This is a genomic window from Shouchella patagoniensis, assembly GCF_002019705.1.
Classification (GTDB): Bacteria; Bacillota; Bacilli; order Bacillales; family Bacillaceae_D; genus Shouchella; species Shouchella patagoniensis.
Genome location: NZ_KV917377.1, coordinates 1,888,597 through 1,905,823 on the forward strand (window position 1 = coordinate 1,888,597; position 17,227 = coordinate 1,905,823).

The 17,227-nt window shown below is 40.4% G+C and carries 15 protein-coding genes; all 15 read right to left on the minus strand.

Annotated features, from left to right (window positions below):
* Nucleotides 1-277: 277 nt before the first annotated feature.
* Nucleotides 278-1,351: a dual-specificity RNA methyltransferase RlmN gene (gene rlmN / locus BK584_RS10115; RefSeq protein WP_078392483.1), complete on the minus strand. Its 1,074-nt coding sequence runs from the start codon at nucleotides 1,349-1,351 to the stop codon at nucleotides 278-280.
* A 295-nt stretch (nucleotides 1,352-1,646) separates the two neighbouring features.
* Nucleotides 1,647-2,558: a D-alanyl-D-alanine carboxypeptidase family protein gene (locus BK584_RS10120; RefSeq protein ID WP_078392484.1), complete on the minus strand. Its 912-nt coding sequence runs from the start codon at nucleotides 2,556-2,558 to the stop codon at nucleotides 1,647-1,649.
* 91 nt (nucleotides 2,559-2,649) lie between these two features.
* Nucleotides 2,650-3,744: a sensor histidine kinase gene (locus BK584_RS10125; protein WP_078395535.1), complete on the minus strand. Its 1,095-nt coding sequence runs from the start codon at nucleotides 3,742-3,744 to the stop codon at nucleotides 2,650-2,652.
* Between the two features lie 25 nt (nucleotides 3,745-3,769).
* Nucleotides 3,770-4,465, minus strand: coding sequence for a VanR-ABDEGLN family response regulator transcription factor (vanR, locus tag BK584_RS10130; RefSeq protein WP_078392485.1), 696 nt, complete (start codon nucleotides 4,463-4,465; stop codon nucleotides 3,770-3,772).
* Nucleotides 4,466-4,620: 155 nt separating this feature from the next.
* Nucleotides 4,621-6,342 carry an assimilatory sulfite reductase (NADPH) hemoprotein subunit gene (gene cysI / locus BK584_RS10135; protein ID WP_078392486.1) on the minus strand — a complete coding sequence of 574 codons (1,722 nt, stop codon included), beginning with the start codon at nucleotides 6,340-6,342 and terminating at the stop codon, nucleotides 4,621-4,623.
* A gap of 14 nt (nucleotides 6,343-6,356) precedes the next feature.
* Entirely contained in the window at nucleotides 6,357-8,183 is a 1,827-nt protein-coding gene (locus BK584_RS10140) for an assimilatory sulfite reductase (NADPH) flavoprotein subunit (RefSeq protein ID WP_078392487.1), read from the minus strand.
* A gap of 32 nt (nucleotides 8,184-8,215) precedes the next feature.
* Entirely contained in the window at nucleotides 8,216-8,836 is a 621-nt protein-coding gene (locus tag BK584_RS10145) for a precorrin-2 dehydrogenase/sirohydrochlorin ferrochelatase family protein (RefSeq protein WP_078392488.1), read from the minus strand.
* Nucleotides 8,833-9,603 carry a sirohydrochlorin chelatase gene (locus tag BK584_RS10150; protein WP_078392489.1) on the minus strand — a complete coding sequence of 257 codons (771 nt, stop codon included), beginning with the start codon at nucleotides 9,601-9,603 and terminating at the stop codon, nucleotides 8,833-8,835. Before BK584_RS10150 ends, BK584_RS10145 begins: the two co-directional genes overlap by 4 nt.
* The gene (cobA, locus tag BK584_RS10155) at nucleotides 9,563-11,011 is read right to left on the minus strand and encodes a uroporphyrinogen-III C-methyltransferase (protein WP_078392490.1); all 1,449 of its coding nucleotides are present in this window, start codon (nucleotides 11,009-11,011) and stop codon (nucleotides 9,563-9,565) included. Before cobA ends, BK584_RS10150 begins: the two co-directional genes overlap by 41 nt.
* Nucleotides 11,012-11,031: 20 nt before the next feature.
* Nucleotides 11,032-11,628: an adenylyl-sulfate kinase gene (cysC, locus tag BK584_RS10160; protein WP_078392491.1), complete on the minus strand. Its 597-nt coding sequence runs from the start codon at nucleotides 11,626-11,628 to the stop codon at nucleotides 11,032-11,034.
* A 20-nt stretch (nucleotides 11,629-11,648) separates the two neighbouring features.
* A complete protein-coding gene (gene sat, locus BK584_RS10165; protein ID WP_078392492.1) occupies nucleotides 11,649-12,770 on the minus strand; it encodes a sulfate adenylyltransferase in 1,122 nt (373 codons plus the stop codon).
* Nucleotides 12,767-13,495, minus strand: a complete 729-nt coding sequence (locus tag BK584_RS10170) for a phosphoadenylyl-sulfate reductase (protein ID WP_078392493.1) — start codon at nucleotides 13,493-13,495, stop codon at nucleotides 12,767-12,769. Before BK584_RS10170 ends, sat begins: the two co-directional genes overlap by 4 nt.
* A 264-nt stretch (nucleotides 13,496-13,759) precedes the next feature.
* The gene (locus tag BK584_RS10175) at nucleotides 13,760-14,710 is read right to left on the minus strand and encodes a 2-hydroxyacid dehydrogenase family protein (protein WP_078392494.1); all 951 of its coding nucleotides are present in this window, start codon (nucleotides 14,708-14,710) and stop codon (nucleotides 13,760-13,762) included.
* A 32-nt stretch (nucleotides 14,711-14,742) separates the two neighbouring features.
* A complete protein-coding gene (locus tag BK584_RS10180; protein ID WP_078392495.1) occupies nucleotides 14,743-15,399 on the minus strand; it encodes an MOSC domain-containing protein in 657 nt (218 codons plus the stop codon).
* A 77-nt stretch (nucleotides 15,400-15,476) separates the two neighbouring features.
* A complete protein-coding gene (locus BK584_RS10185; RefSeq protein WP_078392496.1) occupies nucleotides 15,477-17,138 on the minus strand; it encodes an FAD-binding dehydrogenase in 1,662 nt (553 codons plus the stop codon).
* Nucleotides 17,139-17,227 lie beyond the last annotated feature (89 nt).

Here is a 17,227-nt window from a genome sequence, read left to right on the forward strand (position 1 = left end):
GTATCTTAATGACACTTTCACCGACGGAATTTTCCGTTAACTCATCCGATAACTTTTTATGAATAGGACAAATGGTTTTACATATAACCACTGCCCCAACTCGCCCCTTTTCCTTGAAAGAGATATCGTCAGATGTAATCCCCATCTTGTTGCAACGATTGAAAGATGATAGTTCACATCCAAAACGATTACACCTCTCATCTTCCCACCTCATTTTTCTTTCTAATTAATGAAAAACGCCCCATTCGGCAAAATAGCCAAACAAGGGCGCGCGATATTAAATCGCTTTTTCTTTCTTTTTCTTCTCTTGCTTACTCCGCAATTGACCACACGCAGCATCAATGTCCGTTCCTTGTTCCAAACGAACACCACAATTAATTCCTTTTTTCTTCAATGTATCAAAGAACTGCGAAATCGCTTCAGGCGTGCTTCTTTGATACTGACCATGCTCATCAACTGGGTTATACGGAATTAAGTTAACGTAAGAAAGATGTCGTTTGTCCCCAATTAACTCTGCTAGTTCTAGTGCCTCTTCTTTATGATCGTTTACATCTTTTATAAGAATATATTCATATGTTACTCGGCGATTTGTTGTATCCAAATAATAGTTAACCGAGTCCATTAATTTCTCGATAGGAAACGCTTTGTTGATTTTCATAATTCGAGAACGAAGCTCATCGTTTGGCGCATGTAACGACACAGCCAAATTAACTTGCGTTTTTAAATCAGCAAACTCTTTAATCTTATGGGCAAGGCCACTTGTAGAAACAGTGATATGTCTTGCACCAATTGCAAGCCCTTTATGGTCTTTAATAACGTCAAGAAAATCAACTGTATTTTTGAAGTTATCAAATGGCTCCCCTATACCCATTACAACAACATGGCTAACACGTTCATCTTGACCTTTTGAATCTAGGTGGAATTGGACTTTTAAAATTTGTTCAACGATCTCACCACTTGATAAATCGCGGTTCTTTTTTAATAATCCACTCGCACAGAAACTACAGCCAATGTTACAACCAACTTGAGTCGTTACACAAACAGAGAGACCATATTTATGGCGCATTAAAACTGTTTCAATTAAATTGTTATCGCTCAGTTTAAATAGAAATTTAATTGTGCCATCTTTTGATTCTTGACGCACATGCTCTTCTAACGTTTCCATTGAAAAATTTTCTTCTAACAAGTCGAGACAATCTTTATTCACATTACTCATATCCGCAAACGATTTAACCCGTTTCCGATAAAGCCAGTCCCATACTTGCGTCGCACGAAATTTTTTATATCCTCGCTCTGTCAGCCAATCGGTTAACTGAGCCATCGTTAAACCATATATCGATTCCTTAGTCATTTCGATCCCTCTTTCTGATTCGTTTTTTGCTATAATAAATTCGCATTTTTTAAGCGATTGTCATTTTCATTCTACAATCTTTTATTATAGCAGATTACAATCAATAAATAAAAGAAGTTAACCAAAAAAGTCTTTACATCCAATTTAAATTGATTTTACAGCTAATGAAAATCCTCTCATCACCTTATTGTTTGCATCGATACAAGCTATTTTGAAACGTACTGCAAAAAAAATGCCCACTGCTTAAGCACGGGCTTTTTCGATGTTCATTCAGAGAGTAAATGTATTCGATTTTTTATAATTGATAAGAAATCCCTTGATATACATCTAACGCATCTTGAATATGATAAGGCTCCGTATGATGATTCCCATCCGCTTTTGCAGTAATTAAAATGTATTCCTCACCATTTACAACTGCTAAAGTCGCTAAGCACAAGCCAGCTTCTTTCGTATAACCTGTCTTCCCGCCAAGAATCTCACCTTCAAACCACTGTGTGTCAGGTACTTTCGTAAATAATGTACTCTGTAGCGTTATTCCATTTGGATGTAGCGCGGACGGATTTGTTACGTGAGATTTAGCTGTAAACACCTCTCGAAAGTGTTCATTCTTTAGCGCATATCTCAACAAACGTGCCATGTCTTCACTCGTTGTATATTGGTTCGCATCATGTAATCCGGTAGCATTAGCAAACTGTGTATCTTGCATGTTGAGCTCACTTGCCTTCGCATTCATTCGGTCAACAAAAGCTGTTTCCGATCCTGCTATATGTACAGCGAGTCCTATAGAAGCTTCTGCGCCAGATGGTAGCATTGCCCCAAAAAGTAGATCAATTAAAGTTACCTCTTCGCCAGGATAAAATCCTGCCATGGAAGAACCTGTACCTTCTAAATTCATAAAAAGTTGTCCATTAAGTAAAACAGGCTCACTTAAGTTGGTTGTTTCTTCAATTGCCACAAGAACTGTCATCATTTTTGTCAACGAAGCAGGATAAAACGATTCGTCACTCGCTTTCTCCATTAAAACCTCTTCTTCAGCACCTAAACTTGTTAAAATAGCATGGTCGCTAGCAATATTTAGCTCTATTACCCCTTCTGTTTTACTCCATCCCAGTAGTGAGTATTGATTCTCCATCATCCATAAGACTCCTACCACAATAACCAATACAAAAGCAGCTGCAACTTTCTCTTTAAATGTGTAAGATCTCATTACAAACAACCCCTCTTCTCTCATGCTTCTATTGAACCATGTAAGAACGTGTTGTTTTTTAACTTCTATTTAGCAAAACCTTAAGATTCCCTTAATTTTTTAAAGGGAGCACAACAGTAAAGACGGTTTCCTCTTCATTACTCGTAGCTGAAATCGTACCACCATGGGCTACAATGATTTCTTTTGCAATAGCAAGTCCTAATCCAGAACCACCTGTTTGTGTGCCTCTCGCCGAGTCTAAGCGATAAAATTTTTCAAAAATCAACTCTAATTTCTGTTCAGGAATAGCCTTTCCTTTGTTTTTGAAAGACACGATGACAGATGTGTTTTCTCTCTGAACACTAATATCAATGACACTATTCTGCTCGCTATACGCAATCGCATTTTTAAGGATGTTATTAAATACACGTGCAAGCTTGTCTGGGTCTGCATAAACTTTGATTCCTTCTTCAGCATTGACATTAGCCTTTTGTCCTCTTGGTGCAAGTAAAGGATAGAACTCATCAGCCAACTGCATCAACATAAACGGCAGAGGGATTGTCTCTTTATCCAAAACAATTGACTGTAAATTAAACCGTGTAATCTCAAAAAATTCATTAATGAGCTGTTCCAGACGGTACGCTTTTTCTAATGTAATGTCTACATATTTTGCCTTTTGTTCAGTTGGCATATCAGAAGCTTCACTCAATAGACTTAAATAACCAATTACAGAAGTCAATGGTGTTTTAATATCATGTGCCAAATAAACAACAAGGTCATTCTTACGTTGTTCAGCCTCCTGTACGGCCTGCGCTCTTTTTTCGAGTGCTCCTTTAACGGAATTTAGTTTTCGCTCCATAAAATCAAGTTCCTCGGGTAATTCGATTTCTTTATCTGACTCCTCTGCCAACCGATCAATACCCTCACTAATTGCAATAAAGTAATTCTTAAATCTTGATAAAGCGAAATAAAATACGATCAACAAAAGTACGATAAATCCTACTGCAAGCCAAAGCACTTTATTTTGCCTGAAAATCCTTGAATACACACCGACTGCTTCGTAATAATCAAGATTAAATAGAGAAACGATTATTGATACAATCATTTCTGCAAACGGAGCTTGTAAGATGCCATCTACAAATACGTAGTAAAAAACAAATCCCATTATTGCAGCCAGTATTGCAATTAAAAGCACCTGACCAATCATCTTTTGTTTGAGTTGGCTAAACTGCTTATTCAATCATATAACCTACTCCCCATACCGTCTTAATATAATCGCGATTTTCGGCGATATCATTCATTTTTTCTCGCAAATGACGAATGTGTACCATCACTGTATTGTTACTGTTAAAATACTTTTCTCCCCAGACTTCTTGAAATAACTCTTCTGAACTAACTGCTCGTCCGCGATTCAAGCAGAGAAACCATAGAATGGAAAATTCTTTTGGAGTTAAAACGAGTGGTTTTTCATTTAAAACGCATTTACGTGAATGTTTATCTAAAATGAGTCCCGAAAATGCAATCAGATGATCATTGCTTTGTTCTGTCTCAATTTGATTATATGTAGTAAACCGCCTTAATTGCGCTTTGACCCTTGCAACTAATTCGAGGGGGCGAAACGGTTTTGTCATATAGTCATCTGCCCCTAAAGTCAAACCAGTAATCTTATCCACTTCCCCGTCTTTTGCCGTTAACATGATAACTGGATAGTTATGTTTCTCTCTTATTTTCCTGCAAATTGAGAAACCATCCGTCCCTGGTAACATAACATCTAATATAGCTAAGTCCAATTTCTCTCTTTCAATACATTTAAGCGCATCTTCAGCCGTATAGTAGGTATGGACAACATAATGTTCAAGTTCTAAATATAATTTTATTAAATCAGCAATTTCTTTTTCATCATCAACAACAAGTATGTTAATAGCCATGAGAGTTGCCTCCTTTTAACTCTTCCTTCACTTTCAGTATATATGATTTAGCCCTTAGTAAAGCTTACGTTTTTCTTAAGACCAAATCAATTTAGATTATTCTCCATAAAAAAGCAAGAACCTATTCCAGTACTTCAATAGGTTCTTGCTAACTTTTACTTATGAAAGTCGAGTCCTGATTCTGTCTTTGTTATAAAACCAGCTCTGATCACATAGTCACCAAAATGCTCGCCATCTTCTCTTTCTTTAGCATAATTAAATATGAGCGGCTCAAGAGTTTCTAAAATTTCTGCTTCTCCAATATTCTCTTTATACATTTTGCTCAAGCGCTCGCCGGCAAAACCTGCCCCTAAATAGAGATTGTATTTACCAGGTGCTTTTCCAATAAAACCAATCTCCGCCAATGCAGCTCGCGAGCACCCATTCGGACATCCAGCCATTCGAATGGTGATATCCTCTTCACGTAGACCAGCTTCGTCTAAAACTAGCTCAAGTTTACTGACAAGGCTAGGTAAATAACGTTCCGATTCAGCCATCGCTAAGCCACATGTTGGCAGAGAAACACATGCCATTGAGTTACGCCGCAACGCCGACGTATGAAAGCCATCTGTTAGACCATATTGCTCAATTAGCGCATTAATTTGTTTTTTCTTCGCCGTTGTTACATTGCTAATAATAACGTTCTGATTACCAGTCAATCTGAAATCACCATTATGCTTTTTGGCAATTTCACGTAACCCTGTCATTAGCTGATAATCCCCATCATCTTTTATACGACCGTTCTGAATGAATAAAGTAAAATGCCAACGCCCTTTTACACCTTTTTCCCAGCCATAGCGATCCCCGTTGTGATCAAAATGATAGGACTCCATCTTCTCTAGCTTCCAGCCAAGGCGTGAATGGAGCTCTTCTATTAACCAATCAAGTCCATAACGATCAATTGTATACTTAAAACGCGCATACTTCCGTTCTGAACGATTGCCATAATCACGCTGAATTGTAATCAATTTCTCTGCAACCTCTACCATTTGCTCCGGTCTGCAAAAACCTATAACACGACCTATTTGTGGGTACGTATTTGTATCTCCATGGGTCATCCCCATACCGCCACCAACAGCTACATTAAACCCATGCAACCGCTCATCCTTAATGACTGCAATATAACCAATATCTTGTGAGAATACATCAACGTCATTTGCCGGAGGAACGGCAACTCCAATTTTAAATTTTCTTGGCAAATAATGTTTGCCGTACATTGGTTCTACTTCTTCTTGCTGCGGTGTGCCGGCAACTTTTTCTTCTCCAAGCCAAATCTCATGATATGCACGTGTTTTTGGAAGTAAATCATCGCTTAATTTCCTTGACCATTCGTAAACTTCTTGATGCAACTCTGATTGGTAAGGGTTGGGCGTAATCATTACATTACGGTTCACATCTCCACAAGCAGCAATTGTGTCCATCAATGCATGATTGATACCCTGAATGCTTTTTTTCATGTTCCATTTCAAAATACCATGCATTTGAAATGTTTGTCGTGTCGTTAGTCGAAGGGTTCCATTACCATACTGATGAGCAAGTTCATCCATCGCTAGCCACTGTTTAGAAGTTGCTACTCCCCCTGGAAGGCGAACACGAACCATAAATTGATGGGCAGGCTCTAGCTTTTGTTTTCTTCTTTCGTCACGTAGATCTCGATCATCTTGCAAGTAACTTCCGTGAAACTTCATTAATCGATTGTCATCATCGTTAATACCTGCGCTTAAAGGTTCTACTAACGCTTCAGCCAAAGATCCGCGTAAATAATTGCTTTCGTCTTTAATCCGTTCTACATCACTTGGAGGTCCGTCTTGAGTAAGCGTCGTTTTCTTATCTGCCATTTGTCATTCCTCCATTAATAAACATCTCGTAAATAGCGATTTTGTTGTTGCATGTTATTGAGATATGAAACAGCTTCTTCTTTTGTATATCCGCCTTCTTCTTCAATGATGGAGAGCAGCGTATTATGAACGTCTTTTGCCATATGGGTTTCGTCACCGCACACGTAAAATGCAGCGCCATCTTCGAGCCATTGATACAATTCTTTACTATGTTCTTTCATTCGATGTTGAACGTACACTTTTTCTTCAGTATCACGTGAAAACGCAACATCCATTTTTGTTAAAATGCCTTCCTTCACCCAGCGCTGCCAATCCACTTGATACAAGAAATCAGTTGTAAAATGTTGATCTCCAAAAAACAACCACGCTGGGCTGTCAATTTCAAGCTCCTCTCGTTCCTCCAAGAACGCTCTAAATGGAGCAACTCCCGTACCTGGGCCGACCATAATAATTGGTGTTTCCTTTTTTTCAGGTAAACGAAAGTTTTCATTCCGTTGAATAAAAATTGGCAATGTATCCCCTGGTGCCTTTCTTTCAGCACACTGAACAGAGCAAACTCCTGATCGCTCCCTGCCATGTGCATCATATCGAACGGCACTCACAGTTAAATGCACCTCATCTGGTTCTGCCGCATAACTGCTCGCAATCGAATAAAGCCGTGGTGGAATTTTCCGAAGGATGGAAATAAAATCAGCTGCAGTCGCATCCCAAGGTCCAAACTGTTGGATAAAATCGAGCAAGTCCCGGCCTTCCATATAATCTCGAAGCCATTCTTCATTTCCCACTGCTAGAAGCTGTTTTAATTCGTTATTTGTTGTCAGAAGCGATGCCTTCTCAATTAGTGGTTTAGTTAAAACTGTAATTTCAAAACGAGTAGTAAGAGCTTCTTTCAGAGTCAGTACATGCCCTTGCTTATTTACTGGAATAGACTCTTCTTCATTCCAACCCATTTCATCTATAAGCATTTGAACAAGCACTTCATCATTCTCTGGAAAGATCCCTACGCTATCTCCAGGAGCAAACTTAAACCCAGACCCTTCTAGTGATAATTCGAGATGCCGAGTTTCCTTATTCGATCCTCTGCCATTAAGTGTCACGTTCTCTAAAATTTCAGCTTTGAATGGATTTGTACGTGAATACGTTGCGTCCGTATTCACTACCGGAGTAGCCAATTCAGGTACAGAACTTGTCTGTGCTATATCCTCCGATAAACTCTCGACAACACCATCAATCCAGCCTGCTGCGTCATCATCAAAGTCAATATCACAATCCACTCGTGGATATAATCTGGTCCCCCCGAGCGTTTCAAGCCGTTCATCAAACTCCTTACCGGTTTGACAATAAAACTCGTATGAAGAGTCACCAAGAGCAAGGACAGAGTAACGCACATCATTCATTTTTGGAGCTTTACGCCCTTGTAAAAATTCATGGAACGCAATCGCATTATCTGGTGGTTCGCCTTCGCCATGAGTACTGACAATCACAAGCAAATTGGAGACCGATTTTAGTTCCTTGGGCTTGTATGTATGCATGGACGAGATCGTCACCTCAAATCCCTGCGCCTTCAATTTGCTGCTTGCTTCCTCAGCTAAAAGCTGACAGTTGCCTGTTTGCGAGCCATATAAGATCGTAATTGCTTTATTTTCTTGAACCACAAGCGTTGAAGAAGCCGTATCTGTATTTGCGACTGTAGCTGCGACTTCAGTTGAAGCGGAACTTCTTAACGCAGCAATATAGCCACTAAGCCATACTTTTTGTTCATCCGTCAGCGTGGGTAATAATTGATTTAATAAATCAGCTTGTTCTTTGCTGAAAGGACTATTTGTACTCTGAAGCTGCAACGAAATCCACCTCTCGCCATCTATATATTTTTCTATTCTCTCTCTAGTTCCTCACATCTTTTTTCAAACCACTCTTGTCGATTTTCTTTTTGTAAGATAGTAGGACTCGCTAATTCTTTTAATAGAGCTAGTTTTTTTAGTTTGTTTACAGGTATATGCAGAATTCGTCTTCTCGCCTGTTGCAAAAAAATGAGTTCTTCTGCTGCGTATTCAGGAAGCATTTCATCAATCTGATTTTTGAGTCTTTTTGTATAAGAGGGACTTGCCCCAGCAGTAGATACACTAACCGTTAATAATCCTTTTTCGATTTTTGCCGGTACATAAAAATCACCTTTTTGGGCCTTATTGCTTAAATAGACATGTTGCCTAGGCGCTTTTTGTTTGTAAATCTGATCGTGGAGTGCTTTATTATTTGAGCAGAGAAACACAAGCTCTGATGTAAAACATTCATTAAATCCAACAGCACGCTTTTCCACACTTATCAAACCTTTACATTTAAGTAGAAAAAATTCCGGTAAGATAGTAGGTGCAATCACATGAACAAAACCACCGGCAAGGACAAGGGCTTTTGTTCGTTTGAGTGCAACAGAACCACCACCGACAACTACAATACTCATCTTTTCGACATTTACCATAAAGGGTAGTGCGCTCACCTTGAAAACTCCTTAGCTTGCAGCGCTTCTTTTGTGCGACGAACCAGAACTCCATTTAACCCATGGTCAAAGCCAAGAAAATCTGAAAGAATGTATCTTGTATTTGTCTCACTATTTCGTTTGGCAAGCATTTCTGTTAATTCTTCCATCAGTACACCAGTAAAAAGAAGATAAGGCAATACATAAACACGCTTTGCTTCGAGCTTTTCACACTTTTGTAATCCTTCTTCTACCGTAGGAGTTGTGGCCGCTAAAAATGCGATCTCAACATTATCACAAGCCACTCGTTCATATATCAACCGAGCAATTTTTGCAACATCACTTGGTTGATTTCCATCACTTGAGCCACGTCCAACAACAAGTACAGTTGTATCTGGCTCTCGCTGTCTATCCTCGACCATCTTTTTAAGTCCCACATCCAAAAGCCGCTTTTCCGCAATATCAATTACATCTTTTTCAATACCAAATGGCTTACCATATGTGAATTTGATTTTAGGGTAACGAGCTTTGGCTGATATTAATTCTTGGGGAATATCAATATTGGCATGATAGGCCGTAAGTAGAAGCACTGGCACAACAGCAATTTGATTTGCTCCTTTTCGTACACATTCGTCTACTCCCTCTTGAATCGAAGGAGATGTAAGCTCAATAAATGCTTCGGTTTGAAACACGTCAAATTCTTGCTTCACATTGTTAATAAAAGCTAGAAATTGCTTGTTTCCTTTATCAATTCGGCTGCCATGTCCCACGTACAAAATTGCATTCACTAGTTTCCACCCACCTGTTCAACCAGTCTTTCATCCATATCCCCAACCTGTCTTCAAAAACATCTTTTGCCATTCTAGTGTCATAGCCTAGGCTTTTTGCAAGAGAGAATGCTTCTTCATCTAAACAGAGAACAGGCAGTTGTTTTAGCCGTTTATCTTTTTGTGATGCTTCTACTAGAAAAGCCACCGCCTCTGCTGTTGGTAAAATCATTTCAGTAATACTTTCTTCTTCTTTTACACGGTCAAATACCACCTCTGATGACTGCTTCCTTTTAAGAATTCTAGTTGGAACAAACTGATAATCTAGTTCCATTGGTTTCCCTTCAGGACCTAACCAAATTCGCAGACCGGTTAACGCTTTTTCATTAGAGCGAATTCCTCTTTTTCGAAGTGCATTTTCTGCTGATTTCGTTTTGGCGCATAAAGCGGCTTTGATATTCCGAATATCCACTGTCTTTTTTTGAAGCCATCTGAAAAAAACATCCACATCAGCAGATTCATAAAAAGCAAACTCATCCACTTCTAGCAAGTTTATTTCTGGAACCTCGGTTTCTTCATTCACAAACCGCGGATATAAAAACGGTTCAGCACCGTCTTCCTGAAGCGCATTGATTAACGAATTGGAATGTTCATCATTCAATACAATTGGAGATCGTCCAAATAACGGGCGTTTCTCAAACCAACTTTTCCCTTTATAAAGTAATGCTACCTGACCGACAAGTGTAATAGCCGGATTTGTAAACCCTGCTTCAGTTGCTTTGCTAGCAATTGTCCCTAGTTCCGCCCGCAGCGTTCGTTGTTTATTCGTCGCCCCCCACTGAATGAGTAAGACCGGCTCACTTTTTGAACGTCCATGTTTTATTAAATTTTCTGCGATGGTCGGTAAATTTTTTACGCCCATATAAAAAGCAACAGTATCAATATGTGCCAGTGCTTGCCAATCCAATTTAAGACCATTTGGACCTTGACTATGACCTGTTGCCACAGCAAAACTTGTACCAAGCATCCGATGCGTAACAGGGACCCCTGCATAAGCTGGTGCGGCAATTCCTGCAGTTATTCCTGGTATAATTTCATATGCTACTCCGTATTCCTCAAGAAATGACGCTTCTTCGCCAACACGACCAAATACACTTGGATCTCCGCCCTTTAAACGCACCACTTTTTTCCCTTGTACTGCATGACGAACAAGCTCATCATGAATGACTTCTTGTCTAAGTACATGCCGATCTGGTAACTTTCCAACATACTGAAGTTCTGCCGATCGCTTCGTGTCTTCTAGTAACAAAGGGTTAACGAGTCGGTCATATAAGACGACATCTGCTTCACGAAGAAGCTTAAGCCCTTTTGCACTCATGAGCCCTCTATCCCCTGGACCCGCTCCAACTAAATAGACCGTCCCTGACATCGTCCTTCACCACCTCTACATCAATCGATCAATTGCTTTTGTCTTAAGTAAACGACAATCGCTTCAACTGCCTCTTCCACTGATAGCACGCCCGTATTCACAACCAATTCAGGACCTTCAGGCGCTTCATAGGGTGAACTAATTCCTGTGAAATGAGGAATTTCTCCATTTCTCGCTTTTTTATATAAGCCTTTCACATCACGTCGTTCGCACTCTTCCAATTCGCACTCCACGTAAATCTCTACAAATTCTTCATCACCTAATAGCGAACGGACCGTATCACGATCTGATTGAAATGGAGATATAAATGCCGTTGATACGATCGAACCTGCATCAACAAATAATTTAGCAACTTCGCCAATACGACGAATGTTCTCTTGTCGATCTTCGTCAGTGAAACCTAAATCATTGTTTAAACCATGACGAACATTATCCCCATCTAATACGTATGTAGACAGGCCTTCATTAAACAATTTCCGATCTAGCGCATTTGCTAGCGTTGATTTCCCTGAACCTGACAAACCAGTAAACCAAAGCACGCAGCTCTTATGTTTGTTACGTGCTTGGCGTTCCCCTTTAGATACACTAGCGTCATGCCATACGATGTTTTCCGCCATTTTTCTCCTCCTCTTTACCGTTATTCTCCCCGCATAAGTACTTCTACCACTTCTTTACGACTAAACTCTTGTGGCGGCATTTCTCCGTTTTTTAACATCTCACGTACTTTCGTTCCAGAGAGAATGACGTGATGATCTACATCATGTGGACATGTTTTTTGTGAAGCCATATTGCCGCAAGTTTTGCAATAAAAGCTATGTTCAAAAAATAAAGGTTTGATTCCAAGTTCCCCGTTCTGGAATTCTTTAAATATCTCTTGTGCATCATAGGTTCCGTAATAACTGCCGACTCCAGCATGATCACGCCCAACAATAAAGTGGGTACATCCGTAATTTTTACGGACAAGCGCGTGAAAAATCGCTTCTCTAGGCCCTGCATACCTCATTGCTGCAGGAAAAACGGATAAATGGACACGGTTTCTCGGATAATAGTTTTGAAGTAATACTTCATAGCTCTCCATCCGAACATCAGCTGGGATGTCTCCCTCTTTTGTTTCCCCTACTAATGGATTTAAGAAAAGCCCATCAACTGTTTCTAAAGCTGCCTTTTGAATGTACTCATGCGCTCTATGAACAGGATTGCGCGTTTGAAAACCAACTACAGTTTCCCAGCCACGCTGTTTAAAAATCGCTTGTGTTTCAGCTGGGTCTATGTAATAAGATTGAAATCGATCATGCTTTACTCGTTTAGTTAGAATAATTTCTCCTCCAACATATACTGGTGGACGTGAATACATCTTAGCTACACCCGGATGTTGTGAGTCATTCGTTCGATACACCTCAACTGCTTCCAACCCTTTGTCAGGTTCATAAATTGATTCGATTTTAATAATCCCGTACACATCTTCTTCAAAAACCAATTTCGCTTCCATACCAGCCTCTAACCGCGCTGCCTGTTCAAATGAAACGGGCAGCGTAATAGGAATGCTCCATGGTAATCCGTTGGCAAGGCGCATTGACTTCACAACAGATTCATAGTCTTCCTTATTTAAGAAACCTGTAAGCGGAGAGAACCCTCCAATTCCAATAAGCTCTAAATCAGATAGCGCAAAGGCATCTAATTCGATTGCTTCTTTTAAGCTAGCCATTGGGTATGTGGAATTGTATTGATTCACTAATCCCGATTCTTTAATTAATGTCATTTGTTTTCTCCTTCCGTCGGCGCATGAAGGCCGCATTCTATTTTTCCTGTACCTGACCAGCGACCGCTTCTCGCATCTTCTCCCGGCAAAATCGGATTGGTACAATGCGTACATCCAATGCTCGGGTAATGTTGATCGTGCAATTCATTGTATGGCAACTTATGAAGTTGAATGTACATCCAAATCTCTTCTTCAGTCCAATGGATAAGTGGGCAGATCTTCACTTTTTTAAAACGTTTGTCTTGATTGACAAACTCTGTATTTGCCCGAGTTGGCGATTGCTCACGTCTAAGCCCCGATAACCACGCATCATAATTTCCAAGCTCCCGTTCCAACACATCAAGCTTACGTATTTGACAACATTGGTCTGGATTTTTTAGCCAAAGCTGCTCACCAAACTGATTTGCCTGCTCACTTGGTGTAAGAGCTGGCTTCGCCAAATTGATTTGGAATTGAGGATAGCGCTCTTGAACACGTTCAATCAACTCATACGTTTCTGAAAAATGGAAATCTGTATCAAGAAAGAGGATATTTGCTTCTTTTTGGACCTTAGATAACAAATCGAGCAACACCATCGCCTCTGCACCAAAGCTGCATGCATAGACAAGCTTTTTATCAAATGTATCCCTTGCCCAGCGCAAAACATCTAAGCTGTCACGATTTTTTAACGTTGCATTTAATTTGTCATAATCAACACGTTCCATCTCTTGATAAACGTATGCCATAAGCTGCCCCTTTCATTTTTAAGGAAATTCCGTCTTTTTAATCCCTTGTATTTTGATATGTTTTAATGAAATTCTACTCGTGTTTGAATTGACTGTCAATAATGGATTCTCGCTTAATTAAGGGTGAAAATGCTGAAAAGCCCCGGTGTATATGCATACACATCCGGGGATCAAATCATATATTGATATTCCTAATTAGTATTATTAAAATTCCTAATCGATTTTCAACTTGAAATGATAGCGTCACCATTTATTTAGGTCGTTTTAATTTACAGGTGTTATCGCCTTACCATCTTCTAATATGCGGCAAATATTTTCCACAGACAACCTCGCCATCGCTTCCCGTGTTTCAACGGTCGCATTGCCAATATGAGGTGTGAGAACGACATTATCCATTTCTTTTAAAACATCATTAATTACAGGCTCAAATTCAAATACATCCAATGCCGCACCTGCTAATTGCTTTTCTTGAAGAGCAGACGCAAGCGCCGCTTCATCAACAACTGGCCCTCTTGCCAAGTTAAGTAAGAAAGCCGATCTTTTCATTGTTTCAAACGTTTCTTTTTGAAAGAGGTGATGCGTCTCTTTGTTATAGGCTGTGTGGATCGAGATCACATCAGCGGTTTCAGCTAAATCTGCAAATGACACATAAGTCGCTCCATATTTCGCTTCCTCTTCTTGTTTTCGCTCTCTTCCAGAGTAGAGAATCTCCATGCCAAAAGCACTTGCTCGTTTAGCAACTGCTTGACCAATCTTTCCAAACCCAACAATTCCCAGTTTCTTTCCTGCTAGCTCTCTTCCTAAGAAGAACAAAGGTGCCCAACCGTTAAATCCAGTTGTACGGCATAATGTATCTCCTTCAGGAATTCTTCTCATTAATGCGATCATTAGTCCTAAGGCTAGTTCAGCAGTTGCCTCCGTTGAGACGTTTGGCGTGTTTGTTACAACTATGCCTTTCGCTGTCGCGGCCGCTACATCGATATTGTCATAACCGGCACCAAAGTTCGCGATAATTTTCAAATTCGGAGCTGCTTCCAGGACACTTGCAGTCACCTTAGTAGACAAAGGACATAATAGTGCCTCGGCTTGGGCAACACCTTCTTTCAGTTCATCTTCCGTGATTAAAGATTCACCTGTATGTACTTGAAATGTATACTTTTGTAGCTGATGATAACCAACTTCCGGGATCTCACCTGAAATAAAAATTTGCGGCATTTAAAACCCTTCTTTCTTTAATGTTATGTGTGTTAGTTAGTCAATCTACGAATTCGCTTGGTTAATTTTTGTTTCCAGTCGAGTGCAAGCTCATCGACAGATTGTATCTTCTCCATCGCTACTGGGTCTACATTGTTGAAGTACGTCTCATTGCAAAATAGAATAGAAATAGCAGCTGGATGTTTTTGCAGCAACTGAATGGGTGAATTAGATCGGACAATTCCTTCTTTTAAAACACGGCCCAAATAACCAGTGAAACCTGTCTCAATTACACGCTTTAGTAAAGTGTTTGCGTTGACATGCTTGTCGATCGTACTACATGGAACTCTCCCTTGTGTAATTTGAATAACTGCATCACCAACTTTATAAATATCGCCTATACATACATCCGCTTCGTGCATATTTTCAACCGTAAGATTTTCTCCAAAAGCAGCTACTGGCAACACTTTGCCTAATTCTAACTCCCATTTTTGATAATGTTCAATTGGGTATAAGCAAACAGCACGGTCCACTCCACCGTGGTTTTTCTTGTCTGCTACATCATCTCTTTCAAATCCCTCGAATGCTAAGTAGACTTCTTTCGTTTCCTTTTTATGAATACCAGTTGTCAACGTCTTACCTTCGCCATACTGCAACTCCTTTGGCATCCCGACAGCCAATGTATGAATCTTTGGCTCTTTACCCTGCATGGTCTCCACTCCTTAATCACTATGCCTGAATTTTAGCACATTGGCTTTAGAAGAGGAACAAAGATTAACTCCATCCCTCACTCGCAAGCAATTGCTTTACCAGCAATTCTCCCACTAAATAAACAACCTCCTAAAAAGGTCCCTTCGAGGGCACGGTAACCATGGACACCGCCTCCACCAAATCCAGATGCTTCCCCTGCCGCATACAACCCCGTTATTGGCTGTCCAACATGGTTTAACACACGCGCCGATAAATCAGTTTGCAACCCGCCCAATGTTTTTCGACTAACAAGATGTAATTTAACTGCAATGAGGGGACCATTTTTAGGATCAAGTAACTTATGTGGTTTAGCCACTCGCACAAACCTGTCTCCAATATAACGTCTTGCCCCGTGTATAGCGGTAATTTGCTGGTCTTTAGCAAAACGATTATCAAGTTCATTGTCACGCGCCATAATTTGCTGACGAATGGCTGTCTCATCAAGCCAAGGTCCTTCACCCATTGCATTCATTTTATGAACTAGACTGGATAGGGAATGCGCAATTAAAAAGTCCTTCCCATGATTAATAAACGCTTGCACTGGTGCAGGTGCGCCTGGTAATAAACGCTTAGCCAGTTGTTTTAAACTTTTTCCTGTTAGATCAGGGTTTTGTTCTGAGCCGGATAAAGCAAACTCCTTCTCAATCATTTTTTGCGTAAGAATAAACCACGAATGACTATAACCAGTTTTCTGGATCGCCTTTAATGTTGATAACGTATCAAAACCCGGCATATTCGGAGCATGAAAGCGCTCTCCTTTTGCATTTAACCATATTGAAGATGGCCCAGGTAATATACGAATTCCGTGATTTTTCCAGACAGGATTCCAGTTTTGGATTCCTTCCGTATAATGCCACATCCGATCACGATTCACTAGCCTAGCCCCGGATGCTTCAGCAATCCCCAGCATTCTACCATCCACATGGGCGGGGACGCCTGATATCAAATGTTTCGGTGGTGGTCCAAGACGAACCGGCCAATTCTTTTGAATCAATTCGAGGTTAGCGCCAATTCCTCCGCTCGCTATCAAAACATGATCTGCATTGTATTGAAACGGCTCCTGTTCATCTCGGTTGCTGGCTTCACCTCGAACAGCTGAACTTTCTGCAAGAACGAGCCCTTCTACCCCAGTCACATGATTATCACTCATGATGAGATGATCAACCCGATGCCGAGGGCGATAAATAACCTTACCAGATTCTTGATAAGATCTCATCATTTTTATAAAGGGTGCAAGTATAGCCGGTCCAGTTCCCCACACAATATGAAACCGAGGAACCGAATTTCCATGGCCATGTGCGAGAGAGCCGCCTCTTTCTGCCCAACCTACCACTGGAAAGAAACGAATTCCTAAACTTCTAAGCCATTGCCTTTTTTCACTTGCAGCGAAATGAACATAAGCTTTTGCCCACTCATACCCAAAACGATCTTCTCCATCCGCTCCCTCTAAGCGGTCAAAACCAGCAGAGCCAACCCAATCCTGCCATGCCAGCTCTTCTGAATCACGGACTCCTAGCCGTCTTTGTTCTGGTGAGTCGATTAGAAACAAACCACCAAACGACCACCAAGCTTGTCCACCTAATGACGCCTCGGGTTCCTGGTCAAGCAGCAAAACACGTTTACCAGCTTCTGCTATTTCTATCGTTGCAACTAGTCCCGCAAGTCCAGCTCCAATTATAATTGCATCATACCTTTCCATGACTTCCCCCCTTTTTTGTCTTAATACGATAGCAAGTCTGTATTCTCCTTTTGTTCGTTTATATTAAATAAACAATCATTTATAGAAAC

Excerpts from the sequence above, each read along its gene's own strand:
- BK584_RS10175 (WP_078392494.1), bottom strand. The coding sequence starts at position 14,710 with ATGCCGCAAATTTTTATTTCAGGTGAGATCCCGGAAGTTGGTTATCAT.
- sat (WP_078392492.1), bottom strand. The coding sequence starts at position 12,770 with ATGACATTAATTAAAGAATCGGGATTAGTGAATCAATACAATTCCACA.
- cysC (WP_078392491.1), bottom strand. The coding sequence starts at position 11,628 with ATGGCGGAAAACATCGTATGGCATGACGCTAGTGTATCTAAAGGGGAA.
- cobA (WP_078392490.1), bottom strand. The coding sequence starts at position 11,011 with ATGTCAGGGACGGTCTATTTAGTTGGAGCGGGTCCAGGGGATAGAGGG.
- vanR (WP_078392485.1), bottom strand. The coding sequence starts at position 4,465 with ATGGCTATTAACATACTTGTTGTTGATGATGAAAAAGAAATTGCTGAT.
- BK584_RS10170 (WP_078392493.1), bottom strand. The coding sequence starts at position 13,495 with ATGGCATACGTTTATCAAGAGATGGAACGTGTTGATTATGACAAATTA.
- BK584_RS10180 (WP_078392495.1), bottom strand. The coding sequence starts at position 15,399 with ATGCAGGGTAAAGAGCCAAAGATTCATACATTGGCTGTCGGGATGCCA.
- rlmN (WP_078392483.1), bottom strand. The coding sequence starts at position 1,351 with ATGACTAAGGAATCGATATATGGTTTAACGATGGCTCAGTTAACCGAT.
- BK584_RS10125 (WP_078395535.1), bottom strand. The coding sequence starts at position 3,744 with ATGATTGGTCAGGTGCTTTTAATTGCAATACTGGCTGCAATAATGGGA.
- BK584_RS10120 (WP_078392484.1), bottom strand. The coding sequence starts at position 2,558 with ATGAGATCTTACACATTTAAAGAGAAAGTTGCAGCTGCTTTTGTATTG.
- cysI (WP_078392486.1), bottom strand. The coding sequence starts at position 6,342 with ATGGCAGATAAGAAAACGACGCTTACTCAAGACGGACCTCCAAGTGAT.
- BK584_RS10185 (WP_078392496.1), bottom strand. The coding sequence starts at position 17,138 with ATGGAAAGGTATGATGCAATTATAATTGGAGCTGGACTTGCGGGACTA.